The following is a 24,642-nucleotide window of genomic DNA, read 5'->3' as shown; positions in this document are numbered from 1 at the left end:
TTCTTGAAAAGGACAAACCCCGACACCAAGCTTGACCGCCGGTAACTCCCGTGTGCATCTGGCGTCATGCGGATCGCCCTCTACCAGCCCGACATCCCCCAGAATACCGGCACGATCCTGCGGCTTTGCGCCTGTCTGGGCGTGGGGTGCGACATCATTGAACCGTGCGGTTTCCTGTTCGACGATCGTCGCATGCGGCGCGCGGGCATGGATTACATGGCGCAGGTCGACATGATCCGCCACGCCTCGTGGCGCCGGTTTCTCGACTCGCGCCCTACCCGTCCGGGCGGGGAGGGGCGGCTGGTGCTGCTGACCACCCGGGCGTCCGTTCCTTATACGGATTTCGCATTCCGGGCGGATGACACGCTGTTGCTGGGGCGGGAAAGTGCCGGCGTGCCCGACGAGGTTCATGACCTCGCCGATGCCCGCGTCGTCGTCCCCATGGCCGAAGGCGCGCGGTCCCTGAACGTGGCGGTGTCGGCCGCCATGGTCGTCGGCGAGGCACTGCGCCAGACGGGCGGTTTCGCCACGGGGAGCGGCGCGGGGTCTAGAGAATAGCCGTCGCGATCCGGTCGTCGGCCTTGGCCTTCTTGAAGAACAGGGGCTGGAACGCCTTGGGGTCGGGCTTGGCCTTGGGCGGCTCGGGCCGGGGGAACCAGTCCTTCCAGGCCTCCCACTGGGCCACGGCCTCGGCGATGACGGCATGCCCGGCCGCGGCGGGATGCACGCCATCGCCGTCGATCAGGGCGTTGCGGTAATCGGCGCGGTCGCCCAGCACGTCGCAAAGATCCAGGTACGGCACCTTCAACTCGCGCGCCAGTTCGCTGAAGGCCTCGTTCAGGGCGGCCAGGCGGGCCGGCCCGTAGGCCACCCAGTGGCCGCCTTCCTCGCGCGGTTCGGCGGACCGCAGCATGGGCGGCGGGCCGATCCACAGGACCGGGCGCCAGTGCCGCGCGTCATTGATCATTTTTTCGGCGTGGGCCAGCGACTCGGGCAGGGGGACGCGGATGCCCTGGTCGTCCACGTCGGCGGTGTCGGAGAACCCGAACTGGAACACGACGCCGCAGCGCGCCGCACCGGTCACCCGCGGCTCGGCCTCGGTGCGCCAGCGCGCGACGATGTCGGCGGTGGACTGCCAGGGCACGGCCATGTTGTAGACCTGCAGGTCGGGAACGAGGTCCATCTCGCGCCGGCCGATGCGTGCCGGCCATCCGCCGGGGCGGTCGTCGCCCACGCCGAACGCGATGCCGTCGCCGAAGACGCAGAACTTCCTGACCGGCATGACCGTGCCGCCTTGCTTCAGAGTCCGGTTCACCATGCCACGATCATCCCGCCGCGCCCCTGTCTGTGCAGTGATGAGTATCACTCAACTTTCACAAATGCAGGGCCCATGTTCAACGTCCTGGTTCGCAGTCTACAGCCGCGACCGGAGCGTTTGAAGAAGGCTTTGGCGGTCGGCCCGGAAGTCCGAGTCGATCCAGGCGTCCTCGGCCGTGCGCACAAGGTCGCCGACCCGGGGGCCGGGAGGGACCCCAAGGTTCAGAATGTCGCGGCCGCGCACCGGCGGGGATGGCGGCGTCCAGTCCAGCGCGACGTCCATCAGCCGCATCCACCGGGCCGTGCGGGCGCTGTCGAGCCGGCCGGTGCCGGCGCGCTCGCCGGCCCACAGGATGAGCGCCCGGTCGCGCAGGCGCTCGGGTCCCAGGCGGTAGGTCTGGACCCGCAGCCCGTGGTCGTCGGCGGCGGGATCGGGCTCCGGATCGTCCGTGCGCGGAGCGGCCAGGGCCGCCAGACGGTCCCGGTCGGCGTTGGACAGCTTGAGACGCTCTGCCAGTGCGCGGGCGCCGTCGTGGTCCACCGCCACCAGCGCCGCCAGCCGCCGCAGGGCATCCGGTTCGACGCCCGGGCGTCGCAGGCCCGAGGTCTCCAGCCACGACAGCACGCGCAGGGAATCGAAGTGGGCGGCCTCGGGCAGGATGCGGTCCAGCACGGTCTCGCCGCGCATTTCCACCAGAACGCGGGCGGGGTCGGGCGCGTCGAGGATCTTCAGAAGCTCGTCCCGCACCCGCTCGCCTGACAGATGGTCGAGACCGGCGGCATTGGCGCGGCAGGCGCGCAGGGCCTCGGCTTGGGCAGCGCCCTCGCCGTAGTGGGCATGAAAGCGGAAGAACCGCAGGATGCGCAGGTAATCCTCGCGGATGCGCTCGTGCGGGCGGCCGACGAAGCGCACCACGCGCGCCGCCAGGTCCGACAGCCCGTCGAAGTAGTCGAAGACGGCGCCGTCCGGGGTGGCGGACAGCGCATTCATGGTGAAGTCGCGGCGGGCCGCGTCTTCGCGGAAGTCGGTGGTAAACGCGACTTCGGCGTGGCGGCCGTCGGTTTTCACGTCGCGGCGCAGCGTCGTGACCTCGATGGACAGTCCGTCGGCCACGGCGGTCACCGTGCCGTGCTCCAGGCCCGTCGGCACCGCCTTGAGCCCTGCATCCTGCAGCCGCTGGATGACGACCTCGGGCGTTTCCTGCGTGGCGATGTCGATGTCCTTGATGGCCTTGTGCAGAAGCGCATCGCGCACGCACCCGCCGACGAACCGGACCTCGGCACCGCCGGCCGTCAGCGCGCGGACGACGGCGCGGGTGCGGGCGTCCTGCATCCAGTCCTGGGGGTGCAGCTGTCCCACCGGCGCACGCTCCTGCCCCAGCAGGGTCTCCAGCGTGGCATGGGCCGTTTCACGGGTCTGCCCGCCGGTATGGCGGTAGTCTATCTCGGCCATCAGTCCGCCGCTTGTCTCTCCGCCCCCTCGTCGGCGGCGGGCGCGGCCTCGCCGCCTTCCCCGTCGGCGGGCCGGCTGGTTCCGGGAACCACCTGTCCGTCGATAACGCGCGCGGGTTCATAAACGTCGCCGGGGCGGCCGAAGTCCTGCGTCAGGGCCATGACGCCGAGGCCGGCGAGGATCACCAGGGACAGGCCCAGCAGGCCGTAGTCCAGGGCGCCGGCGGTCTCGCCCTCGCCCCGGGTGAAACGGCGCCAGATCAGAAGAAGGATCAGGGGAAGCAGGAGCAGGACGAGGAGCCGGATGATCACGGCCGCAGAACCTCCGCCAGGTTGACAAGCATGCCCGCCGTGGCGCCCCAGATGTAGCGCCCCTGATAGGGCATGGCGTAATAGGCGCGGGTGCGCCCCTTGATCTGGTACGTGTGGCGTTCGTGGTTGGCTTTCTCCAGCACGAAGGCCAGCGGCACCTCGAACACTTCCGCCACTTCGAACGGGTCGGGCTCCAGGTCGAAGGGCGGCGCCACCAGGCCGACCACCGGCGTCACCGCGAAGCCCGTCACCGTGATGTAGTCGTCCAGGTGGCCGAGAACATCCACGAGGCCCGGCGCGAGGCCGATTTCCTCGTGGCTTTCCCGCAGGGCCGTGGCGACGGGGCCGTCGTCCACCTCCTCGCAGCGGCCGCCGGGGAAGCTGATCTGGCCGGCATGGTTCTTCAGGTGGGCGGTGCGCTGGGTCAGCAGCACGGTCGTGCCCTCGGGCCTTTGGATCAGCGGCACCAGAACGGCGGCCGGCGTCTTGGGGCGGTCGTCCACAGGCTCGCCGGGTGCCAGCGCGCGGGTGGTCACCCGCGGGTCGCTGTCGATGGCGGGCCCGTAGTCGTGGTCGCCGCCCAGCGCCCGGTTGATCGCGACGTCCGACCGCTGCCCGCCGCGCCGCCCGCGCGCCAGCAGGCGCACCAGATGGTCGCGGTCGAACACCGCCACGCCGGCATCGGAAGACGAGGCAGCGTCGGTCAATCGGCCTCCGTCAGGGTGCCCATGGGGAAGAAGGTCCCGTTGCTCCATACGCCGTAGTGTACCCCCTTGCCGTCGCCGGCGTCTTCCTCGACGCCGTGTTCCACCAGTTCATAGTAGACCGCACGGTTGAGCCTTGCCTCAAGTCCCTTGCGCACGTGGATGTATGGACTGGGCTCGCCGGTCTCGGGATCATGCTCCACCCGCAGGGGGTGCTCGTCGTCGAGGGTGACCCAATCGTCGACGTTGGTGCGAAAACGGAGGCTGCGGTTGCGTCCATCGCCTTCCGCCTCCATCTCGACAGCGAGGAACGGCGCATCCTCGACCTCGACCCGGCCCTTCTCCACCGGCGTTTCCAGCCAGTAGGTGCCGTCTTCCTCGCGCTTGAGGACGGTGGAGAACAGGCGGACCAGTTCCTTCCGGCCGATCGGGGAGCCGTGGTAGAACCATGTGCCGTCGCGGGCGATGCGCATGTCCAGGTCGCCGCAGATGGTCTGGGGCGGCCGCCCGCCGGAGGCCTTGGCTTCGGTCCGGTCGTCATCCGTGTGGGGCGGCTGATGGTCGGCGTTGCGGGGCATCCGTTCCTCCATGGGTTGTCCTGTCCTATGTAGTGCGGAGAAGCCGTCGTGACCAACCCTTCCAACGATGCAGCGGCGCCCTCCGCCGCACACGCCACCGCCGCCGCCGAGTCCATCGACCGCCTGGGCGAGCGCCTGTCCACCGCCCGCGATGCGCTCAACGGCGTGATCTTCGGCCAGGAGGCGGTGATCGAGGACAGTCTCGTCACCCTGCTGTCGGGCGGCCACCTGCTGCTGATCGGCGTTCCGGGACTGGCGAAGACCAAGCTGGTCCACACGCTGGGCCTGGTACTGGGGCTGGATGACCGGCGCGTGCAGTTCACCCCCGACCTCATGCCCGCCGACATCCTGGGCAGCGAGGTGCTGGAGGAGGACGAGCACGGCCGCCGCAGCTTCCGCTTCATCCGCGGGCCGGTGTTCTGCCAGCTTCTCATGGCTGACGAGATCAACCGCGCCAGCCCGCGCACGCAATCCGCGCTGCTTCAGGCCATGCAGGAAATGCGCGTCTCGGTGGCCGGCGAGAGCCAGCCGCTGCCCAAGCCCTTCCATGTTCTGGCGACCCAGAACCCCATCGAGCAGGAAGGCACCTATCCCCTGCCCGAGGCGCAGCTCGACCGCTTCCTCATGCAGGTGGACGTGGGCTATCCGGGCCTGGAGGCCGAGCGCGAGATGCTCATCGCCACCACCGGCGCGACCGAGGAAGAGGTCGCCCGCGTGCTCACCCCGGCCGACCTGATGGAGGCGCAGCACGTGGTGCGCCAGATCCCGGTCGGCGACAGCGTGGTGGACGCCATCCTCAAGCTGGTCCGCGCCGGCCGCCCGGAGGCGACGGATGTGGACGAGGTGCGCCGGCATGTGGCCTGGGGCCCCGGCCCGCGCGCCAGCCAGGCGCTCATGCTGGCGGTGCGCGCCCGCGCCCTGCTGGACGGCCGCTATGCGCCGTCGGTGGACGACGTTTTGGCCCTGGCGCGGCCGGTCCTGCAGCACCGCATGGCGCTGACATTCGCGGCGCGGGCCGACGGCGTGACCGTGCCGCAGGTCATTTCGCGCCTCTGCCAGCTCATCGCCTGAAACGGGGCCGCCCATGGCCGAGGACCGCAGCCTTCCCCTCCAGAGCCGTGCCGAGGCCGCCGCCGGCGTCCTGCCGCCGCTGATGGTCAGGGCCGAGCGCGTCGCCGCCACGGTGGCGCCGGGCATCCACGGCCGTCGCCGGGCGGGGCCGGGGGACCAGTTCTGGCAGTACCGCCGCTACCAGCCGGGCGACGCCGTGTCGGTCATCGACTGGCGCCAGTCGGCGCGCGGTGATCCGCTGTACGTGCGGGAGCGCGAATGGTCGGCGGCGCAAACCGTGCTCATGTGGTGCGACCGTTCGGCCAGCATGGACTTCCGCAGCGCCGACACCCTGCCCACCAAGCGCGAGCGGGCGGAGCTTCTGGCCATGGCGCTGGCGGCCCTGCTGAACCGGGGCGGAGAGCGCATCGGCCTCCTGGCGCCGGGCGCGCCGCCGCCGGGGCTCGGCCGCAAGGCGCTGTCGGGCATGGCCGATGCGCTGGAGCGCGCGCCCCATGGCGGTCATGCCGATTGGCCGCGCCTGATCGCCGGTGCGCCGATCGGGCGGCATGGCTCGGTGGTCTTGTTCGGCGACTTTCTTGATGTGCCCGAGCGCATGGAGGAAACCCTGCGCGCCCTGGCCTCCCAGGGGTTGCGCGGGCACCTCGTGCAGGTGGTCGATCCGGCCGAGGAAAGCCTGCCCTTCAAGGGCCGCATCCGCTTCGCCGGGCCGGAGGACGAGGGCGACCTGCTGATCGCGCGGACCGAGGACGTGCGCGAGGCGTATATCCGCAGGTTCCAGGCACAGCGCGAGGCGGTGTCGCACCTCTGCCGGTCCCTGACGTGGAGCTTCGCCGTCCACCACACGGACCAGCCGCCGCAGGTGCCGCTTCTCGCCCTGCACGCCCGCATGACGGAGGGCCGCTAGAGCATGTGGACACTCGGCCCGATCGCCTTTGCCGCGCCCTGGGTGCTGGCCGCGCTGATCCTGCTGCCGGCCCTGTGGTTCCTGTTGCGCGTCACGCCCCCGGCGCCGCGCCGCATGACCTTCCCGGCGCTGCGTCTGCTGCTGGGCCTGCAGGCGCGCGAGGACGTGACCGCCCGCACGCCCTGGTGGCTGATCCTGCTGCGCCTGCTGATCGTGGTGCTGGTGATCGTCGGCCTGGCGCGGCCGCTGCTCAACCCCGTGGCCGGGGCGGACGGCGGCGGGCCGCTGCTTCTGGTGGTGGATGACGGCTGGGCCTCGGCCGCCGACTGGCCGGCGCGGCGTCAGGCGGCACTGGACCTGGTGTCCCGCGCCGACCGCGAAGGCCGGCCGGTGCAGCTCCTGACCACCGCGCCGCCGCCCGACGGCGACCCCATGACGGCCGGCAACCTGGGAGCCGCGGCGGAACTGCGGCCCGCCCTGCAGAGCCTCACGCCCAATCCCTGGCCGGTGGACCACGAACGGGCGCGCGAGGTGGTGCGGGGTCTGTCGTTCGAGGGCAGCGCCGCAGTCGTGTGGCTGTCCGACGGGCTGGAGACGGAAAAATCGGCCGCCCTGGCGGAGACGCTTCAGCGGCTGGGATCGCTGACCGTGCTGACGGGCGGGAGCGGCACCATGCTGCTGGATCGGCCGGAGCGCGAGGGCGACGGCCTGCTGCTGACCGCCCGACGTGCCGCCGGGGACGATGCGCCGGAACGCACCGTCGCCGCCCGCGTGCTGGACGCGCAGGGGCGCGGCGTGGCGCGGGCGGAGCTGACCTTCGCGCCCGGCGAAACCACGGCCAGCGCCAGGGCGGACGTGCCGGCGGACCTGCTCAACGCCATCGGGCGCGTCGATCTGGAGGGTGTCGCCAGCGCCGGCGCCGTGGTGTTGCTCGACGACACCTGGCGTCGGCGGCCGGTGGGGCTGGCCTCGGGCTCGCCCATGGGGGCCGATCTGCCGCTGCTGGGCGACATCTACTATCTGGAGCGCGCGCTGGATCGCGTGGCCGAGACCCGGCAGGGCACCGTGGAAGCCCTCCTCGACCGGCCGCTCGCCATGCTCGCCATCGCCGACAGTGGCCCGGTGCAGGGCGCCCAGGCGCGGCGGCTGTCGGAATGGGTGGAGGCCGGCGGCGTGTTGGTGCGCTTCGCCGGGCCCAGGCTGGAGCAGAACGTGGTCACCGACCCGCTTCTGCCCGTGCGCCTGCGCGGCGGCGGCCGGCAGTTCGGCGGCACGCTGACGTGGTCGGACCCGGTGACGCTCGCGCCGTTCCCCGACGACAGCCCCTTCGCCGGCCTCAGGGTGCCCGACGACGTTTCCGTCTCTGCCCAGGTGCTGGCGGAGCCTAGCCCCTCGCTGCCCGACAAGACATGGGCGCGGTTGACCGACGGCACGCCGCTGGTCACCGCCGAGCCGCTGGGGCAGGGCTGGGTCGTGCTGTTCCACACCACCGCCAATGCGGAATGGTCGTCGCTGCCGCTGTCTGGCCTGTTCCCCGCCATGATGGAGCGGCTGCTGTCGCTGTCGCCCGGCGTGGCGGGGGCGGAAGCCGGCGACGATGCCGGGCGGCCGCTGCCGCCGCTGTCGCTGCTGGACGCCTTCGGCCGGCTGAGTGAACCGCCGGGTACGGCGCGCGCCGTGACGCCCGCCGGGCTGGCGGCCCTGGAGCTGGGGCCGGCGCATCCGCCCGGTTACTACGGCACGCCGCAGAACCGCCGGGCGGTGAACCTGGTCGACCACGTGCCGCCGCTGGAAGCCCTGTCCGGCCTGCCGCGCGGAGTGGAGCGCGCGACGGTGGCCGATATCGGGCGCGAGGTGGAGTTGCGTCCGTGGCTGCTGCTGGCGGCGTTGATCCTGGCGCTGGTCGACTGGGTGGTGAGCTATGCCCTGCGCGGCCTGTCGCCGCGGCCGCCGCGACGCATCCCGGCGCCTAAAGGCGGTGCCGGCGCGGCGGCGGTGATGCTCGCCGCCGGCTTGTCGGCGCTGCTGGCGCTCGGTCCCGGCCCGGTCCGCGCGCAGGAGGACGCGCCGCCCGCCGATCCGGCCTCGGACCGGGCACTGGAGGCGGTTCTGGACACGCGGCTGGCGTGGGTGCGCACGGGCGATTCCACCGTCGACGACATGACGGAAGCCGGCATGCGCGGCCTGACGCGCGTGCTGGCCGCGCGATCGTCGGCGGAACTGGCCGAGCCCATGGCGGTGGACCCGGAAACCGACCGGCTTCTGTTCTTTCCCATGATCTATTGGCCGGTGACCGAGGGCGGCATGCGGCTGTCCGTCTCGGCCCGCGCCAAGGTCAACGACTACCTGCGCCATGGCGGCATGATCCTGTTCGACACGCGCGAAACCCCGCCGCAGGACGTGCAGGCGACGCTCGCGCAGTTCGACATTCCGCCGCTGGTGCGCCTGCCCGAGGATCACGTCGTCACCCGCAGCTTCTACCTGCTGTCGGAGACGCCGGGCCGGTATGCCGACGTGACCCTGTGGGTGGAGCCGCCCGGCGGCGGCAATGACGGCGTGTCGTCGGTCATCATCGGCAACGGCGACTGGGCGGCGGCCTGGGCGCGTTCGCCCCAGGGAGCCTATCTGGCGCCCGTGGTGCCGGGCGGCGAGCGCCAGCGCGAGGTCGCCTATCGCTTCGGCGTGAACCTGGTCATGTACGCCCTGACCGGCAACTACAAGGCCGATCAGGTCCACCTGCCCGCCATCATGGAGCGCCTGACGCAATGATCGAGGCCGTTACAGACCTGGTCTTCGCGCCGGTCATCCCCTGGCCCGCCCTCATCGCCCTGGCGGTGGTGGCGCTGCTGCTGTTCGGCTGGGGGCTGTTTCGCCGGGCGCGGGGGACGCTTGTGCGCGCCATTCCGGTCGCCGCCCTGCTTATCGCCGTCGCCAACCCCCAGGTGGTGCAGGAGGACCGTCGCCCGCTGGAGGACGTGGCCGTCATCGTGGTCGACGAAAGCCTGTCGCAGCGCGTCGGCGAGCGCCAGAGCCAGACCGCGCTGGCGGTGGAAAAGCTGACCGAACAGCTCTCGGCCGACGACAGCCTGGACGTGCGGGTGGAGCGGGTGACCTCGACGCTCGATTCCGGGACCCGCCTGTTCGAGGTGCTGGAACGCGCCGTGTCCGACGTGCCGCGCGGGCGGGTGGCCGGGGCGGTGCTGGTGACCGACGGCCAGGTCCACGACGCGCCCGAGGACCCGGCCGAGGGCGGGCCGGGGTATCCCGTCCATGCCCTGCTGACCGGCGAGCCTGACCAAGGCGATCGTCGCCTGCTGGTGCAGAGCGCGCCCGACTTCGGCCTGGTCGGCAAGCCCGTCAGCCTGACGGTGCGGGTGGAGGATGAAAGCCTGGCCGACGGCACCCGCGTGCCGCTGACCATCACCGTCAACGACGGCGAAACCCGCACCATGCAGGTGCCGGTGGGCAGCGCCGTGCGGGTGCCCGTCGACATCTCCCACGCCGGCCAGACGGTCGTCGCGCTGGAGACCCCGGGCGGGGAAGAGGACCTGTCGCCGCTCAACAACCAGGCGGCGCTGGCGATCAACGGCGTGCGCGACCGCCTGCGCGTGCTGCTGATTTCCGGCAAGCCCCACATGGGCGAGCGCGCCTGGCGCAACCTGCTGAAGTCCGACCCCAACGTCGATCTGGTGCACTTCACCATCCTGCGCCCGCCGTCCAAGGACGACCTGACGCCCCTGCGCGAGCTGGCGCTCATCGCCTTTCCCATCCAGGAGCTGTTCGAGGAACGGCTGTACGACTTCGACCTGATCGTCTTCGACCGCTACATGCGATCCGGCCTGGTGCCCAACCCCTACATGGCGAACGTGGCCAACTACGTGCGCCAGGGCGGCGCGCTGCTGCTGGCGGTGGGACCCGAGTTCGCCCAGCCCTTCAGCCTGTACGACAGCCCGCTGGCCGACATCCTGCCCGCCGCGCCGTCGGGCGAGGTGTTGCCGGAAGCCTTTCGCCCGCGCGTCGCCGGCGTCGGCCTGCGCCATCCGGTGACCGACGCGATCGTGCCCGAGGCGGGAGCGCCGCCGCTGGGCCCCTGGATCCGCCACATCCAGGCCCGCCCCAAGCCCGACGCCACCAGCGTCATGACGGGCGCGGAGCGCGAGCCTCTGCTGCTGCTCGACCGGGTGGACGAAGGGCGCGTCGCGCTCCTGCTGTCGGATACGCTGTGGCTGTGGGAAAAGGGCTGGCGCGGCGGCGGGCCCCAGGCGGAACTGGTGCGGCGCCTGGCCCACTGGCTGATGAAGGAACCGGACCTGGAAGAGGAGGCCCTGCGCGCCGAGGTCTCGGGCGGGCAGTTGCAGATCGAGCGTCGCTCCCTGGACCCGGCGCCGGAAACGGTGACCGTCACCACGCCCTCGGGCCGCGAGGAAACCGTGCCGCTGTCCGAGGCGCCGGGCGGGCGCTCCACCGCGACGCTGCCGGTGGACGAGCCAGGCGTCTACCGCATCGGCGACGGCGAGATGCAGGCCATCGCCGCCGCCGGCGCCGCCAATCCGCTGGAGACCTCGGCCGTGGTGGCGACGGACGCAAAGCTGCGCCCGGTGGTGGAGGCCTCCGGCGGCGGCCTATGGTGGCTGGCCGAGGACGGCCTGCCGGAGATACGCCGCGTTTCCCCCGACGCCGCCATGGCCGGTTCGGGCTGGATGGGGATGCGCGCCAATGGCGATTACGTGGTCGCCGGCGTGCGGCAGATTCCGCTGCTGCCGCTGTGGGCGGCGATCCTGCTGATCCTGGGGGGCGTGGTGCTGGCCTGGTGGCGCGAGGGGCGGTGACGCGGGACCGTCCCCGCCTTCTTTCCGAACCGGAACCCGTCACCGGGCGTAGGTCTTTCAGAATGTTAACGCCCTTCAGAATGGGAGCGCCCAGCCATGATCGCAGACCCCAACAAGGGCGAGGACACGCCGGCCCCGGCCAAGGCGCCGGCACCCCCTCCGCCGCCCCCGACCGACCCGGTGGACGAGGCCGGTGACGAGACCTTCCCGGCGAGCGATCCGCCGTCGTGGACGCCGCAGGACAGCGGTGCGCCCGACCATACGAAATGACCGTCCCGGACCGGAACCAAGGAGACCCAGATGACCGGCGATCCGAAGAAGCCCGAGGACAAGACCCCGCAGGACAAGGATGAAAAGGTAGACGAGGCCGTGGAGGAAACCTTCCCCGCCTCAGACCCGCCGTCCTTCACCCCTGGCGAGCCCGAGGGGAAGGACAAGGACCGCAAATAGGGCGGCGCGCGCCGCCCTGAGCGAAAAGCGCCGGGTGCCCGAGGGGGTGCCCGGCGTTTTTTGTGGGTGCAGGGGTGGCTGGCGGAGTGCGTGGGCCCGTGCTTTCGACAGTGTCAAGAAATCGGCCGGCTGCCATTAGAGGTGTCGCAAGGGCGGCTAACCGCGTCGGTGGGCCCCTGCTTTCGCAGGGGCGACGGAGTTCTTAACGTATTGTTGTGAAAACAAAAAATAAGCCGTCATTCCTGCGAAAGCAGGAATCCACCTTTGCTCCCAATCATCCTGCCGCGCTCCGACCGGGGACCGTCCACCGATTTCTTCACACGCTCGAAAGCAGGAGTCCACATACGGTGCTAACCATCCTGCCGCGAGCCGCCCCGCAATCCGCTACACGCCCGCGAACTCCAGCAGGGCCTGCACCACGTCGTCGGGCTTTTCCGCGTGCAGCCAGTGGCCCGCGCCGGGCACGCGCTTTTCAAGGGCGTTGGGGAACATGCGGGCGATGATGTCCTCGTGCTCGGGCTGGACATAGGGCGACGCGCCGCCCGAGAGGAACAGCGCCGGCCCGTCGTACGTCCGGTCGGTCACGGGGAAGTCCGCGATCCGGTCCCACTGTTCGGTGATGGCGTCCAGGTTGAGCTTCCAGCGGAAGCCGTTCTTCGTGCTTTCCAGGCTTTGCAGCAGGAACAGGCGCACCATCTGCTCGGGCACGTCGGCGGCCAGTGCCTTGTCCACGTCGCCGCGCCGTTCGCAGGCATCCAGGTCGACGGCCTTCATGATGGCGGCGTAGCGCACCGTGTCGGCTTTCAGCCGCGCCGGCGGCATGTCGGCCGAGACCAGGCCCGCGATGGCGTCGGAATCGGTGAGCGCCAGCGTCATGGCCGCCTTGCCGCCCATGCTGTGCCCCACCAGGATCGCCTCGCCCAAGATTCCGCGCGCCGCCATGAATTCGCGCAGGTCGGCGGCCATGTCGCGATAGTCCATGCTGGCGTCCCACGGGCTGTCGCCGTGGTTCCGCAGGTCGACGGTAAAGACGTGCAGGTCGTCGGCAAGTCCCTTGGCGATGGTCGTCCAGTTCTTGCGCTGGCCGTACAGGCCGTGCGCGATCACCATCGGCGGCGCCCCGGCCTCGCCGTACTCGGTGTATGCCAACTCCATGGGATGCCTCCGAAAAACGTCGCGGGCACCGAGCATAGCCCGGCGCCCGCGTGAGCGCAAAGCGGTCGGTCCCACCCTCTACCGGCGGACGTATTCGATGTTGTAGCCCGAGCGGGTGAACTGGACCTTCAGAAGCTGTCCGTCCGGCGAATACCAGAGGTCGCGGTCGATGTCGCCGGACATCTCGTACTTCACGGCTTCCTCGCCGTCGAGGGTTTCGGTGCCCGCTTCCTCGACCTCCACGGCATAGGGTTCGGCGTCGATGATGGACAGCACCCGGTCGTGTTCCAGAACCTTGGGCGTCCACAGCGTCAGCGGCAGCACGTCGGGCGCCTCGCGCCGGATTGCGCCGTCGGCTTCCACGCGGTAGCCGCCGTCCTCGCGGGCGAGCGCGATCTTGTGAGGCTCGCCGTCGTCGTCGGTCTTGGCGGTCATGCGCGTCAGCACGCCGTCTTCCCAGACCTCGGTGCGCTGGTGGCGGTAGTGGAACTTGAGGAACAGCACCTGGACGTCGGTGCGCGTCTCCACCTCCACCGTCAGCGCGCCGTTCGGCGCCTCGGAGAAGGTGTAGGTCTCCTCGCCGATGGGCTTCCCGTCCTTCAGCACGGTGAACTCCATGGGCGCCGGTGCGGCCGCCAGCGCCGGGGCGGCGAGCAGCGCGAGTGCGAAGCCCGCCGCGGCGGTGGCGGTGCGGTGAAGCAGCATGGTCATCGTAATCATCCTCCCTGCGACGATCAGGGCGGCGCGGCGTCTGTCCTGCGCCGGTTCCGCGCCGCGTGCTTCAGCCGAAAATGCCGGTCAGCTTGGCGGCGACGGACTTCGAGCCGTCCACCTTCAACCGGCCCATGGCGAAGGCCACCATCGGGTCCATCTTGCCGTCAATGAGCTTTTCCAGGTTCGATCGCGACATCTTGATGGTGCAGTCGGCCGGACCGTCGGCGAAGGTCATGACGGCAGGCTTCTGCGTGGCATCCAGGTGGATGATGTCGGTCTTGTCGACGACGATCTTCACCTTGGCGTTGACCGTCCCCAGGCGGGGCAGAAGCGGTGTCAGCCGGTGTTCGATGGACTCGAGGCTCATGGTCGTTTCCCGAATGATGGAGATGCCGCCAGCCTACAGCCGAATGACGTTTAGGTAAACGCCTTGTCGTATAGGGAATAAAGCCGGCGCCCTGATCCATATCCGATCGGATGTCGTACCACCCCTCCGTAAGATCGACCGCAAGACGTCAGACCCAGACCCTGACCGAACGGAGGCTTTCCCATGACCCGAGCGCCGATCGCCTGTCCCTCCTGCGCCGCCCGGCCAGCGCCCGTAGACACCGGCGGAACGCTGCACCTGTGGTGGCCGGCGGGGCATGTCGCGAAGAAACTGTTGGAGACCATTCGCACAGCCGACCTGCCCCACACGGTCGCCGCCGCGGGCAAGCGGGCCGAGGTTGCGGTCGGGACCGGCTGGCTGACGCCGCTGTGCCAGGAGCTGTCCAAGGCCCTGACGCCAGTGGAGCGCACGGCGGTGCGCGCGCTGTTCGTGCCGGACGGCGGCGAGGCCGGGCTGGCCGCCCTGGGCGAGGTGACGACGCTGGAGGGCCTGGCGCACCGGGGGGAGGCCCGGTGGCTGTCGGCGCTTCTGGACGACGAGCGGCTGACCAGCCACTTCCAGCCCATCGTCGAGGCCGCCACCGGCGAACCCTTCGCCGTGGAAGCCCTGGCGCGCGGCCTTCCCCTGGACGGAGAGGACGCCGGCCCGGACGGCCTGATCGGCGGCGGGCGCATCATCATGGCCGCGCGTGCCGCCGACATGCTGTTTCCGGTCGACCTGGCCGCCCGCACCTCGGCCGTGCGCACCGCGGTGGAGCGCGGCTATCGCGGCCGGCTGTTCATCAACTTCAGCCCGGCGGCCATCTACGACCCGCACCATTGCCTGCGCTCGACGGTCAAGATCATCGAGTCGCTGGGCTATCCGCCGGAAAACATCGTGTTCGAGGTGGGCGAGGGCGACAGCGTGGAAAGCATGGACCACCTGAAGGAAATCCTCACCGTCTACCGCTCCGCCGGCTTCAAGGTGGCGCTGGACGACCTGGGGGCGGGATACGCGTCGCTGAACGCCCTGCACGAGTTGCGCCCCGACTACGTCAAGATGGACATGGCGCTGGTGCGCGGCGTCGACCACGACCCGGTCAAGGCGCCCATTCTGGCGGGCCTGCTGCGCATGGCGCGCGAGATCGGCATCGCGACCGTGTGTGAAGGTGTGGAGACTCATGCGGAAGCGGACTGGCTAAGGGCCCACGGCGCGGATTATCTTCAAGGCTTCCTCTACGGTCGCGCCGCGGCGGCGCCACCGGCTTCCGGGGGCGGGCCGCTCGCAACGCGCGACGGGGCGGTCCCGTTGTAGAGGCTGATCGCCGAAGGCCACGCACAGCAGAGAGGGAGGACAGACCATGGCCGATCTGGAAGGCCCCGATCCGGTAAAGAGCACCCGCGAGACGCTGGGCCACATGATCCATATTCCCGGCCGCGACGGCACGTTCAAGGCCTATTTCGCACCGGCCGCCCACCAGGACCCCGCGCCCTGCGTGCTGGTGTGCCAGGAAATCTTCGGCATCAACAAGGAGATGTGGCGCATCTGCGAAAACCTGTCGCAGATGGGCTATTCCGCCATCTGCCCCGACCTGTTCTGGCGCATCGACCCCGGCATCGAACTGGACCCGACCAACGAGCAGGAAATGCAGAAGGCCTTCGACCTGTTCGGCAAGTTCGACATCGACAAGGGCCTCCAGGACATCCAGGACACCATCACCCACGCCCGCACGCTGAAGGAGACCACCGGCAAGGTGGGCGCCATCGGCTATTGCCTGGGCGGCCTGCTGGCCTACCTGACCGCATGCCGCACCGACGCCGACTGCGCCGTCGGCTACTACGGCGTGAACATCGACAAGTACCTGGACGAGTGCAAGGGCATCACCAAACCGCTGATGCTGCACATTGCCGGCAACGACGAGTTCGTCTCCAAGGAGCAGCAGGAGACGGTGATCGAGGGCCTGCAGGGCAACAGCCACGTCACCACCTACCACTATCCCGGCGCGCCGCACGCCTTCGCCCGCCAGACGGACGCGGGTCACTACAAGGAAGATGCGGCGACGGAAGCCAACCGGCGCACCGAGGAATTCCTGCTCAAGCACCTCAAGCATTCCTGACGCCGGCGGCAGCAGAACGGGCCCCGCTTCGGCGGGGCCTTTTCGCAAGGAGCGCAAGGGCGTAGGCTTAAAGGCCGGCGCCCGCGCCGTTCTGCCCACCGCACCGGAGGCCCGATGCTCAGAACCTTCGCCACCACGGAAGAGGCCCTGGATGCCGCACCCCAGGACTCGCCCATGTACTGCCTGCGCCCGCGCCTGATCGCGGATACGGCGCGCGAGGCCATCGCGGCCTTCCCCGGCGAGGTCATGTACGCGGTGAAATGCAACGATCATCCCGTGGTGCTTCAGGCCCTGGCCGAGGGCGGCATCCGGCACTGGGACGTGGCCTCGGCCGCCGAGGTGCGCGGCACGCATACCCTGTTTCCCGATCACCGGCTGTCCTTCATGCACCCGGTCAAGACGCCCAGGGCCATCGAGGAAGCCTATTTCGAGCACGGCGTGCGGGTGTTCGCGCTGGATCATGCCGAGGAACTGGACAAGATTCTGGCCGCCACGGAAAACGCCGACGACCTGACGCTCATGGTGCGCCTGGGCACTGTGGCGGGCATGGCGCTGGTGGACCTGTCGTCGAAGTTCGGCATCGACCCGAAAACCGCCGCGCCGCTCTTGCGCGCCTGTCGCGACCGCACCGGGCGGGCGGGACTCACCTTCCATGTGGGCAGCCAGTGCATCAGCGCCTCGGCCTGGATCAAGGCGCTGGAGATGGCGTCACAGGCCGTCGACCTGGCGAAGGTGCCCATCGACCTGCTGGACGTGGGCGGCGGCTTCCCGGCCCGGTACCGGGGCGATGAGCCGACATTTCCCGAGGTCTCGGCGGAAATCCGCGAGGCGCTGGACTGGATCACCTTCAAGGGCGATCCCAAGGTCCTGTGCGAGCCCGGCCGGGCGCTGGTCGCTGGCGGCATGTCGGCGGTGGTGCGTGTCGAGCTGCGCGCGGGCGACCGGCTCTACCTGAACGACGGTGTCTACGGCGGCCTGTCGGAATTGAAGCTGCTGGGCCCCGTCTTCCCCATGCGCGTGCTGCGGCCCGAGGGCGCCGGCCCTGTCGGGGAGGAGGCCGTGTTCAAGTTCTACGGCCCCACCTGCGACAGCATCGACACCATGCCCGGACCCTTCTGGCTGCCGGCCGACGTGCGCACCGGCGACTGGATCGAGATCGGCATGATGGGGGCCTATTCCAACGTCCTGCGCACCGGCTTCAACGGGTTCTGGGCGGACCGCTTCGTGCAGGTGGACGACGACGGGCCGGTCAACGAGATGCTGCCCGACCAGGTGCAGGCTGCGTCGCCCTTCGCCGGCTGAGGTTCGCGCCGCGTCGCGCGTGGCGGCGCCGCGGAAACCCCGGCGCGACCGTACCCGTTCCCTTCACAAGCACTCCGATCATCGGAAGGGAGAGGACAGCCTCATGGCCGACACGTCGCAGAAGCCGACCGAGACGGACCAGGTTCGCGCCGCCACGGATCGGGGCGAGACGGGCGACAAGATCAACCAGCACGACCCGGCGACCGCGCCGCTGGAAACGGGCGCCGAGGCCGCCGGCACGCCGACACCGAAGGCCGAGGCCGCCAAGGCCGCCGAGGATCAGAAACGCACCGGCCAGCGCGCCCAGCAGAAGCAGAAGCACTTTGCCGCGCACGAACAGCCCCAGCGCAAGAGCCCCATGAGCCCCGGCCTGTGGGCCGGCATCATCATCGGCGGGCTGGCGCTTCTGGGGATCGTGCTGGGGTTGATCGGGTGACCGGCTGAGACGCTGGAACGGCGATGCGGCGCTCAACCGCCGGCAATGCAGGACAGGGGCTCGCCGTGGTCGTCGCGCATGTCAGGAGGCACATGCAGGCCCAACGGCCGGCGGCTTTCCATCACGCAATGGTTGATGAGCTGTACCAGCGGCTGCAGGCACGGGCATTCCCCGAAGCACTGCGTGCACGCCAACGCGGCTTCGGTGGCGTCTTCGATGACAGTCAGGCGGGGTGCGTCGGGGCGGATGGCGGCGACGCTTCGTCTTCCTTCGGGGCAGGCGCACTGGTAGGCGGCCTCGCGAACGGCCTCGACCAGCCGGTGGCGCGAAACAGTCATGATTCTCAACCCTTTGAGCGCTGATCTCTTTTTATTAGCGCCAACTATAGGGGTGTGCCAAAGTGCCCGCCAATGGGGGATAATACCCAGTCCTTCAGCGATATTTTGGCAATGAATACAACCCGGGGGGGTTCATGCTGTGCGATTCGACCCGGCTGCGGCTGGAGCCGACGACCGACCCGCTGCTGTGCGAGGCCCTGGCCGCGCATGAACAGGCGGGCGACGGGCTGGACAGCGTGCTGCACCGTCTTTCGTCAGATCCTGGGCTGAAAGACGGCCTGACCAACCTTTACAGCGTCGACATGTCGACCGCCGATCCCTTGGGCTTTGCCGTGCAGATCGGCGAGATGGGCGTGGACATGCGTGGCTCGTTGTCCACGCTGGGGGACTATCCCGACAGGCAGTACATTCTGGACAACGTCGCGCCACACTACGCCATCGCCAAGTCCGAGCGGCGCGCGGCGCTGTACCGCGTCCGCAGCCGCATCCAGGACCGCTTCGCCGTCTATGACCGCCTGATCCTGCCCACCCGGGACGGCGAGAGCTGCCTGTCGCTGTCGCGCATCCGCCTGGTGGTGGAGGATGCCGTCTCTCCCGTGCGCCAGGACGGGCTGACCATGCGCGAGCGCCAGTGCCTCAGCCTGCTCGCGTCGGGCTTGATGGCCAAGGAGATCGCCTATGCGCTCGGCCTGTCGGTGCGCACGGTGGAAAAGCACATCGAAAGCCTGAAGCGCCACTTCGGGGCGCGCACCACAGCCCAGGCGGTGGCGCGGGGCATTCTTGCGGAGATCGCCATGGAGGATCGGCGGCGGTCCGGCCGCTGACCGCGCGCTACTCCGCCGCCCGGCCGACGGCCGGTGCCTCGGCATCGTCCTTCACCGCCGTTCCGACCCGGTCGCCGGCCCCCTTCACGGCCGTCCAGCGGTAGAGCGTGGGCACCACGAACAGGGTCAGCAGCGTCGCGAAGGCGATGCCCGACAGGATCACCACGCCCAGCACCTGCCGCGTCTCGTGCCCCGCGCCGGTGCTCAGGATCAGCGGCACCGCGCCGGCCGCCGTGGAGATGGCGGTCATCAGCACCGGCCGCAGGCGCGCCACCGCGGCGTCCACGGCGGCATCCAGGCGCCGGCTGCCCTGCTCGGCCAGTTGGGTCGCGTACTCCACCAGCAGGATGCCGTTCTTGGCGGCCAGCCCCACCAGCATGACGATGCCGATCTGGCTGTAGATGTTGAGCGTCAACCCCGTCACCCACAGGCCGAACAGGGCGCCCGTCATGGCCAGCGGCACGGTCATCATGATCAGCGTCGGCAGCCGCAGGCTCTCGAACTGGGCGGCCAGCACCAGGAAGGCCACCGCCAGGGCCAGGGCGAAGGTGGTCCAGCCGGCGTCGGTGGCCTCCACCAGTTCCTGGGCTGCGCCGGTGAAGGACAGCCGCGCATCCCCCGGCAGCTCGCGCTGGACCGTGTCGCGCACCCACTGCACGGCCTCGGCCAGGGGCATGTCCGGTCCCAGGCTGGCGGAGATGGTCACGGCCCGCATGCGCTGGTAGCGGTTGTAGCTGGATGCCGAGGCGACTTCCTCAAGCGACACCAGCGTTTCCAGCGGGATCAGGTCGCCGGAGCGGTCGGAGCGCACGAACAGGCCGGTGATGTCGGCCGGCGCGTCGCGGTCCGCGGCGCCGGCCTGCAGGATGACGTCGTACTCCTCGCCGCGATCGACGAAGGTGCTGACCGTGCGAGAGGCCAGGGCGGTCTGCAGCGTGCGGCCCACCTCGCGCGCCGAAACGCCCAGTTCGGCGGCGCGGGCGCGGTCGACGGTGACCAGCAGCTGCGGGCGTTTCTCGTTGTAGTCGCTGCCGGGATCGCGCAGGCCGGGGTGTGCCTCCATTTCCTCCACGATGATGTCGCGCCAGCGGGCGAGGTCCTCGTAGGTGGGGCCGCCCAGTACGACGCTCAGCCGGCTGCTGTTGCCGCCGCCCACCGACGCGAGGCCGGATCGCCCGCGCACATAGGTGGTGGCGCCCGGCAGGTCGGCGAGGTTGGCGCGCACCTCGTCCATGATCTCGTCCTGCGAGCGCCCGCGAGTCTCCCAGTCGTGCAGGGCGACGATGCCGCGCACGCGCGGCTCGCCGCTGCCCCAGATGGCGGTCAGCGCCTGGCGGATGCCGCCGTCCTCGCCGACCAGCGGAAGCAGGGCGTCCTCCAGGGTTTCCACATAGCTTTTCGCGTAGTCCCAGGCAGACCCCTCGGGCGTGTTGACGACGACCCAGAACCCGCCCCGGTCCTCGGGCGGCGTCAGCTCCTGGGGAATGTCGCGGTACAGCGCCCAGACGGCGGCCACGGCGGCCACAAGCACCACCACGACCGGCACGCGCGAGCGCAGGAACAGGGTCAGCGCCCGCCGGTATCCGCCCTCCAGCCGCTCCAGCGCCGCGTCGACAAGGCGGATCAGGGCGTTTGGCTTGTGCTCCCTGCCTAGGAACCGGCCGGACATGGCAGGCACCAGCGTCAGTGCCACCACCGTGGAGACGATGACGGTGGCGGCCATGGTCAGGGCGAACTCGGCAAACAGGCGGCCGACGTCGCCCTGCTGCAGGGCCAGCGGCGCGAAGACGGCCACCAGCACGCCGGTGGTGGCGATGACGGCCACGCCCACGGTGCGTGCCCCCGATATGGCGGCGGGACGGGCGGCCTCTCCCTTCTCGAAGCGGCGCCAGATGCTTTCCACCACCACGATGGCATCGTCCACGACCAGTCCGGCGGCCAGCACGAAGGCCAGCAGGGTCAGCACGTTGATGGTGAAACCGAGCGCCCACATGGCGAGCAGGCCGCCCAGCAGCGAGACCGGGATGGCCGTGGCGGCGATGATCGTCATGCGGCCCGAGCCGAGGAACAGGTAGATGACGGCGGTCACCAGGATGATGGCGACCACCAGCGTCTCCAGCACGCCGTCCAGCGCGGCGTCCACGAAGACCGAACTGTCGTAGGACACGCCGACGTCGGTGCCTTCGGGCAGGTCGGCGATGATGCGCTCCACCTCGGCCTTCACGCCGGCGGCGACGTCCAGAACGTTGGCGTCGGCCTGGGCGATGATGCCCAGGCCCAGCGCTTCCCGCCCGTTGGCGCGGAAGTGGCGGTGGGTGTCCGACGGCCCGATCTCCACCCGGGCAAGCTCTCCCAGCCGAATGATGTCGCCGTTGTCCAGCGTGGCGACGGGCAGGGCGTTGAACTCGTCGGGCGTCTGGTAGCTGCGCACCGTGCGCACCGCCAGGGTCTGGGCGCTGCCCTCCAGGCGGCCGGCGGGAAGCTCCACGTTCTCGCGCCGCAGCGCCTCGTCCACGTCGGCCACCGTCAGGCCGCGCGCGGTGAGGGCGTCGCGGTCGAGCCAGACGCGCAGGGCGTAGCGCTGTTCGCCGCCGACGTTGATCTGGGCCACGCCGTCGACGCTGGTCAGGCGGTCGACCACCAGCCGTTCCGCCATGTCGGTCAGCGCCATGGGCTCCAGGTGGTCGGCCCGCAGCGTCAGCCACATGACCTCGTCGGCGTTTTCGTCGGCCTTGGAGATGCGCGGCGCCTCGATGTCTTCGGGCAGGTCGCGCAGGGCCCGGTTGACGCGGTCGCGCACGTCGTTGGCGGCGTTGTCGATGTCGCGGTCCAGGTCGAATGCGACCGTCACGCGGGAGTGGCCCTCGCTGGAGTCCGAGGTGATGGTCTCCACCCCCTCGATGCCGCTCAGGTAGTCCTCGACGATCTTGGTGACGCGGCTTTCCACCACCTCGGCGGCTGCGCCGGTGTAGCTGGTGTTCACCGAGACGATGGGCGGGTTGATATCGGGCGCCTCGCGCACCGACAACTGGCCCAGGGCGAAAATGCCGAACACCAGGATCAGCAGGTTCACCACCGCCGCGGCGATGGGGCGCTTGACCGACAGGGTGGAAATGACCAACGACGCCTCCCGCCGCTCAGGTCTCGGCCGGGACGGCGCCGGTCGCGCCGCCGTCGGTATCGCGTGAGGCATCGACTGCCAGGGGATCGACCATCCGCACCGCGTCGCCGCCGCGCAGCTTCGCCGCCCCTTCGATCACCAGCCGCTCGCCGGGCTCGATGCCGGCGGTGATCTCCACCCGGTCGGCGGTGCGCCGGCCCAGCGTGACGGTGCGGCGCTGGGCCGTCCCGTCCTCGCCGACGATGAAGGCGAAATGCTGGTAGCCGACGGGCACGACGGCGCTGGCCGGAACCATGATGGTCTCGCGCCGGGCCGTGGCGACGTTCACCAGCACCAGCTGGCCGGGACGCAGCAGGCCGTCGGCGTTGTCGACCTGGGCGCGCACGCGGGCCTGTCGGCTGACCGGATCGACGCGCGGCGCCACGGTCAGCACCGCGCCGGTGCGCTCGGCATCGGGGCGGGCGACGGATTGCAGCGTGACGGTCTGCCCGCGCTCGACGCGCGCGAGATTGTCCTCGGCCACCATGAAGTCGACGTAGACGCGTTCGATGGCATCGAGCGTGGTGATCTCGTCGCCCGGCTGGAGGTAGGCGCCGGGGCTGATCTCGCGGAAGCCCACCTGGCCGGCGAAGGGCGCCGCGACGGTGCGCTTGCGCAGGGTCACCTCGGCCAGCGCGACCTGGGTGCGGGCGGCCTCCAGGGCGGCCTGGGCATCGTCGAAGGGGCCCTGAGCGATGGTGCCGTTGGCGCGGAGCTGGCGGGCGCGGTCGAAGGCGCGGCGGGCGGTTTCCAGCTCGGCACGGGCGGCGGACAACTCGGCCTCGGCCTCGGTGGTGTCTAGGCGGACCAGCGGCGCACCCTTGTCCACCTCGGCCCCGTGTTCGAACATCACCTCTTCCACCGTGCCCGAGGCTTCGGCGGCGACGGTGACGCTCTCGGTGGCCCGGACGGTGCCGTTGGCGGTCAGTTCGTCGGTGATGGTGACGCGCTCCACCGGCGCCACGGCCACGGGCTTGGCCGGGCGGGCGCGCGACGCCTCGGCACCACCGCCCGCGCCGGCGGCCGTCTCCTGCCACGGCAGTCGCAGGACGCCGTCAGCGTAGGCCCACACGCCGGCGGCCAGGATGAGCAGCGGCAGAAGCCACAACAGGCGCTTGACCATGATCTCCGTCTTTCTCCGTCCCGCCTCTACGGCCGGACCCTCTATGTAGGACCATTCGTCATGACAAGAAAGGCGCGCGACAGCGGCTCATGGCGCCGAACGGCGTAACGCCGACGCAGCAGCCGGGCACCCCGCAGTGGGAATGGAATTCGCCCGGCGCAGAGCGGACCCTTTGAGGGGGCGTGCGAGCGCCGTTTTCGAGTCCGGGGGAAGCAATGTCCAACACCACCCAGGTCGCACCAGCCGACATGCCCGGCGGCCTGACCATCGCCGATCTGCGCTGCCCCGCCACCGGGGCGCCCCTGGTACCGCGGGAGGGGGCGCTGGTGAGCGTCGGCGTGGTGCCCGAGCGCGCGTATCCCGTCGTGCGCGGCGTGCCGGTGCTCATCGACGACGACGCCAGCCTGTTCCGCATCGCCGACTTCACGGCACCCGCGGGCGGCGCAGCCATGCCGGGCACCGTGAAGGCCTCTGCGGCGGCGCGGGGCGGTGCCATCAAGCGCCTGGCGCGGGCGGTGCTGCGGCGGCTGCCCGATCGCAGCTACAACACCTCGGACTTCAGCGCCGCCCAGGCCCTGGATGCGCTGGCGGCGCAGGTTCCGGCGGCGCGCGTCCTGGTGATCGGTGCCGGCGAGGCGACCCTGCCGGCGCGGCCGGGGCTGCGGATGGTCTACACGGACGTCGCTGTCGGTCCCAATGCCCACTACGTCTGCGACGCCCACCAGCTGCCCTTCGCGGACGGCAGGTTCGACATGGTGGTCTGCTGCTCGGTGCTGGAGCACGTTCTGGAGCCCCATGCCTGCGTCGCCGAAATCCATCGTGTGCTGGGGCCGGACGGGCTGGTCTACGCCGTGACGCCCTTCATCGCCCAGGTCCACATGGGGGCGCACGACTTCACCCGCTTCACCGTGCTGGGCCACCGGGCGCTGTTCCGCCGCTTCGACACCCTGCGCGCGGGCATGGCCGGCGGTCCCGGCATGGCGCTGACGTGGACCTTCGAATACTGGCTGACCAGCTTTGGCCGGCGCGGGTCCGTGCGCAGCGGCCTACAGGCGGCGGCGCGGCTTCTGTCCTGGCCGGTGCGCTACGGCGATCACCTGCTGGCGCGCCGCGAAGGGTCCTACGACACCGCTGCCGGAAGCTATTTCTTCGGTCGCCGGCGCGAGAGCCCGATCCCGGCGCGCGACCTTTTGAGGGAGCACCGCGGCCTGAACCCGCATTGACGGCCGCCGCATTTTCCACCAAGCAGGGGAAAATAGGTGTTCCGCCGCGCCTCCGCATAATGATATACAAGACCGGTACTTGGGCTCGGGGGTTTGCGCCTTTCGGGGCGGCGGTTGAGCCCAAGTCGAAACGGCCGGGGCAATGTCGAAACTCGGCGATGCGGCGGTGCCCGTCGACGGCGACGGATGCGGCGTGGACAGCGGCTCCGGCGGGCGGGCCCCCCCGGCCCCCCGCGCCCTGCGGGGGAGCCGGCGGCGCCCGGG

24 protein-coding genes are annotated in these 24,642 nt (G+C 70.4%); 13 read left to right on the top strand and 11 right to left on the bottom strand.

Annotated features, from left to right (window positions below; all coding sequences use genetic code 11):
- Window positions 1–66: 66 nt before the first annotated feature.
- Window positions 67–558, top strand: coding sequence for a tRNA (cytidine(34)-2'-O)-methyltransferase (locus tag C882_RS20670; protein ID WP_009542636.1), 492 nt, complete (start codon window positions 67–69; stop codon window positions 556–558).
- Here C882_RS20670 and C882_RS20665 read toward each other — a convergent pair.
- The 5 genes from C882_RS20665 to C882_RS20645 all read right to left on the bottom strand — a co-directional run bounded on the left by C882_RS20665 (window position 548) and on the right by C882_RS20645 (window position 4,375).
- On the bottom strand, window positions 548–1,318 hold the full coding sequence (locus C882_RS20665; RefSeq protein ID WP_009542635.1) for a GDSL-type esterase/lipase family protein: 771 nt from the start codon (window positions 1,316–1,318) through the stop codon (window positions 548–550). The two genes, C882_RS20670 and C882_RS20665, sit on opposite strands and share 11 nt — an antisense overlap.
- Window positions 1,319–1,414: 96 nt before the next feature.
- Window positions 1,415–2,770, bottom strand: a complete 1,356-nt coding sequence (locus C882_RS20660; RefSeq protein ID WP_009542634.1) for a CCA tRNA nucleotidyltransferase — start codon at window positions 2,768–2,770, stop codon at window positions 1,415–1,417.
- Window positions 2,770–3,081 (bottom strand): hypothetical protein, encoded by a 312-nt coding sequence (locus tag C882_RS20655; RefSeq protein WP_009542633.1) that lies wholly within the window; start codon window positions 3,079–3,081, stop codon window positions 2,770–2,772. The genes C882_RS20660 and C882_RS20655 overlap by 1 nt, the downstream gene beginning before the upstream one ends.
- A complete protein-coding gene (locus tag C882_RS20650) occupies window positions 3,078–3,788 on the bottom strand; it encodes a CoA pyrophosphatase (RefSeq protein ID WP_009542632.1) in 711 nt (236 codons plus the stop codon). Before C882_RS20650 ends, C882_RS20655 begins: the two co-directional genes overlap by 4 nt.
- Entirely contained in the window at window positions 3,785–4,375 is a 591-nt protein-coding gene (locus tag C882_RS20645) for a DUF1285 domain-containing protein (RefSeq protein WP_009542631.1), read from the bottom strand. Before C882_RS20645 ends, C882_RS20650 begins: the two co-directional genes overlap by 4 nt.
- Before the next feature lie 36 nt (window positions 4,376–4,411).
- On the opposite strand from C882_RS20645, the gene C882_RS20640 reads away from it, so the two are divergent.
- The 6 genes from C882_RS20640 to C882_RS25310 all read left to right on the top strand — a co-directional run bounded on the left by C882_RS20640 (window position 4,412) and on the right by C882_RS25310 (window position 11,620).
- Window positions 4,412–5,434, top strand: coding sequence for an AAA family ATPase (locus tag C882_RS20640; RefSeq protein WP_009542630.1), 1,023 nt, complete (start codon window positions 4,412–4,414; stop codon window positions 5,432–5,434).
- Between the two features lie 13 nt (window positions 5,435–5,447).
- Window positions 5,448–6,341, top strand: a complete 894-nt coding sequence (locus tag C882_RS20635; protein WP_009542629.1) for a DUF58 domain-containing protein — start codon at window positions 5,448–5,450, stop codon at window positions 6,339–6,341.
- A 3-nt stretch (window positions 6,342–6,344) separates the two neighbouring features.
- Window positions 6,345–9,110, top strand: a complete 2,766-nt coding sequence (locus C882_RS20630; protein WP_009542628.1) for a DUF4159 domain-containing protein — start codon at window positions 6,345–6,347, stop codon at window positions 9,108–9,110.
- Complete coding sequence (locus C882_RS20625; protein WP_009542627.1) at window positions 9,107–11,170, top strand: threonine dehydrogenase; 2,064 nt, start codon at window positions 9,107–9,109, stop codon at window positions 11,168–11,170. Before C882_RS20630 ends, C882_RS20625 begins: the two co-directional genes overlap by 4 nt.
- A 96-nt stretch (window positions 11,171–11,266) precedes the next feature.
- A complete protein-coding gene (locus tag C882_RS25150; protein WP_009542626.1) occupies window positions 11,267–11,440 on the top strand; it encodes a hypothetical protein in 174 nt (57 codons plus the stop codon).
- A gap of 30 nt (window positions 11,441–11,470) precedes the next feature.
- Window positions 11,471–11,620: a hypothetical protein gene (locus C882_RS25310; protein WP_009542625.1), complete on the top strand. Its 150-nt coding sequence runs from the start codon at window positions 11,471–11,473 to the stop codon at window positions 11,618–11,620.
- 384 nt (window positions 11,621–12,004) lie between these two features.
- Here C882_RS25310 and C882_RS20620 read toward each other — a convergent pair whose 3' ends face one another.
- The 3 genes from C882_RS20620 to C882_RS20610 form a co-directional block, all read right to left on the bottom strand.
- Entirely contained in the window at window positions 12,005–12,775 is a 771-nt protein-coding gene (locus C882_RS20620; RefSeq protein ID WP_009542624.1) for an alpha/beta fold hydrolase, read from the bottom strand.
- Between the two features lie 78 nt (window positions 12,776–12,853).
- Window positions 12,854–13,486, bottom strand: a complete 633-nt coding sequence (locus C882_RS20615; protein WP_009542623.1) for a DUF6134 family protein — start codon at window positions 13,484–13,486, stop codon at window positions 12,854–12,856.
- Between the two features lie 70 nt (window positions 13,487–13,556).
- Complete coding sequence (locus C882_RS20610; protein WP_009542622.1) at window positions 13,557–13,856, bottom strand: SCP2 sterol-binding domain-containing protein; 300 nt, start codon at window positions 13,854–13,856, stop codon at window positions 13,557–13,559.
- Window positions 13,857–14,039: 183 nt separating this feature from the next.
- Between C882_RS20610 and C882_RS20605 the strand changes: the two genes are divergently transcribed.
- The 4 genes from C882_RS20605 (at window position 14,040) to C882_RS20590 (ending at window position 17,710) form a co-directional block, all read left to right on the top strand.
- Complete coding sequence (locus tag C882_RS20605) at window positions 14,040–15,170, top strand: EAL domain-containing protein (RefSeq protein WP_083876089.1); 1,131 nt, start codon at window positions 14,040–14,042, stop codon at window positions 15,168–15,170.
- A gap of 46 nt (window positions 15,171–15,216) precedes the next feature.
- A complete protein-coding gene (locus C882_RS20600) occupies window positions 15,217–15,972 on the top strand; it encodes a dienelactone hydrolase family protein (RefSeq protein WP_009542620.1) in 756 nt (251 codons plus the stop codon).
- 114 nt (window positions 15,973–16,086) lie between these two features.
- Complete coding sequence (locus tag C882_RS20595) at window positions 16,087–17,274, top strand: type III PLP-dependent enzyme (RefSeq protein WP_009542619.1); 1,188 nt, start codon at window positions 16,087–16,089, stop codon at window positions 17,272–17,274.
- 103 nt (window positions 17,275–17,377) lie between these two features.
- A complete protein-coding gene (locus C882_RS20590; protein ID WP_009542618.1) occupies window positions 17,378–17,710 on the top strand; it encodes a hypothetical protein in 333 nt (110 codons plus the stop codon).
- 32 nt (window positions 17,711–17,742) lie between these two features.
- Here the strand turns inward: C882_RS20590 and C882_RS20585 are convergent, their stop codons facing one another.
- Window positions 17,743–18,048: a hypothetical protein gene (locus C882_RS20585; protein ID WP_009542617.1), complete on the bottom strand. Its 306-nt coding sequence runs from the start codon at window positions 18,046–18,048 to the stop codon at window positions 17,743–17,745.
- A 134-nt stretch (window positions 18,049–18,182) separates the two neighbouring features.
- Here C882_RS20585 and C882_RS25590 point away from each other — a divergent pair, with 134 nt between their 5' ends.
- Entirely contained in the window at window positions 18,183–18,872 is a 690-nt protein-coding gene (locus tag C882_RS25590) for a response regulator transcription factor (RefSeq protein WP_009542616.1), read from the top strand.
- 7 nt (window positions 18,873–18,879) lie between these two features.
- On the opposite strand, the gene C882_RS20575 is transcribed toward C882_RS25590, so the two are convergent.
- Window positions 18,880–21,993, bottom strand: a complete 3,114-nt coding sequence (locus C882_RS20575; RefSeq protein ID WP_009542615.1) for an efflux RND transporter permease subunit — start codon at window positions 21,991–21,993, stop codon at window positions 18,880–18,882.
- A gap of 16 nt (window positions 21,994–22,009) precedes the next feature.
- On the bottom strand, window positions 22,010–23,155 hold the full coding sequence (locus C882_RS20570) for an efflux RND transporter periplasmic adaptor subunit (RefSeq protein ID WP_009542614.1): 1,146 nt from the start codon (window positions 23,153–23,155) through the stop codon (window positions 22,010–22,012).
- Between the two features lie 215 nt (window positions 23,156–23,370).
- Between C882_RS20570 and C882_RS20565 the strand changes: the two genes are divergently transcribed.
- Window positions 23,371–24,378, top strand: coding sequence for a methyltransferase domain-containing protein (locus tag C882_RS20565; protein ID WP_009542613.1), 1,008 nt, complete (start codon window positions 23,371–23,373; stop codon window positions 24,376–24,378).
- Window positions 24,379–24,642 lie beyond the last annotated feature (264 nt).

Source organism: Caenispirillum salinarum AK4, from assembly GCF_000315795.1.
In the GTDB taxonomy this organism is placed as follows: domain Bacteria; phylum Pseudomonadota; class Alphaproteobacteria; order Rhodospirillales; family Rhodospirillaceae; genus Caenispirillum; species Caenispirillum salinarum.
The sequence above is the reverse complement of the archived record's forward strand: the minus strand, read 5'-3'. Positions and strand labels throughout refer to the sequence as shown.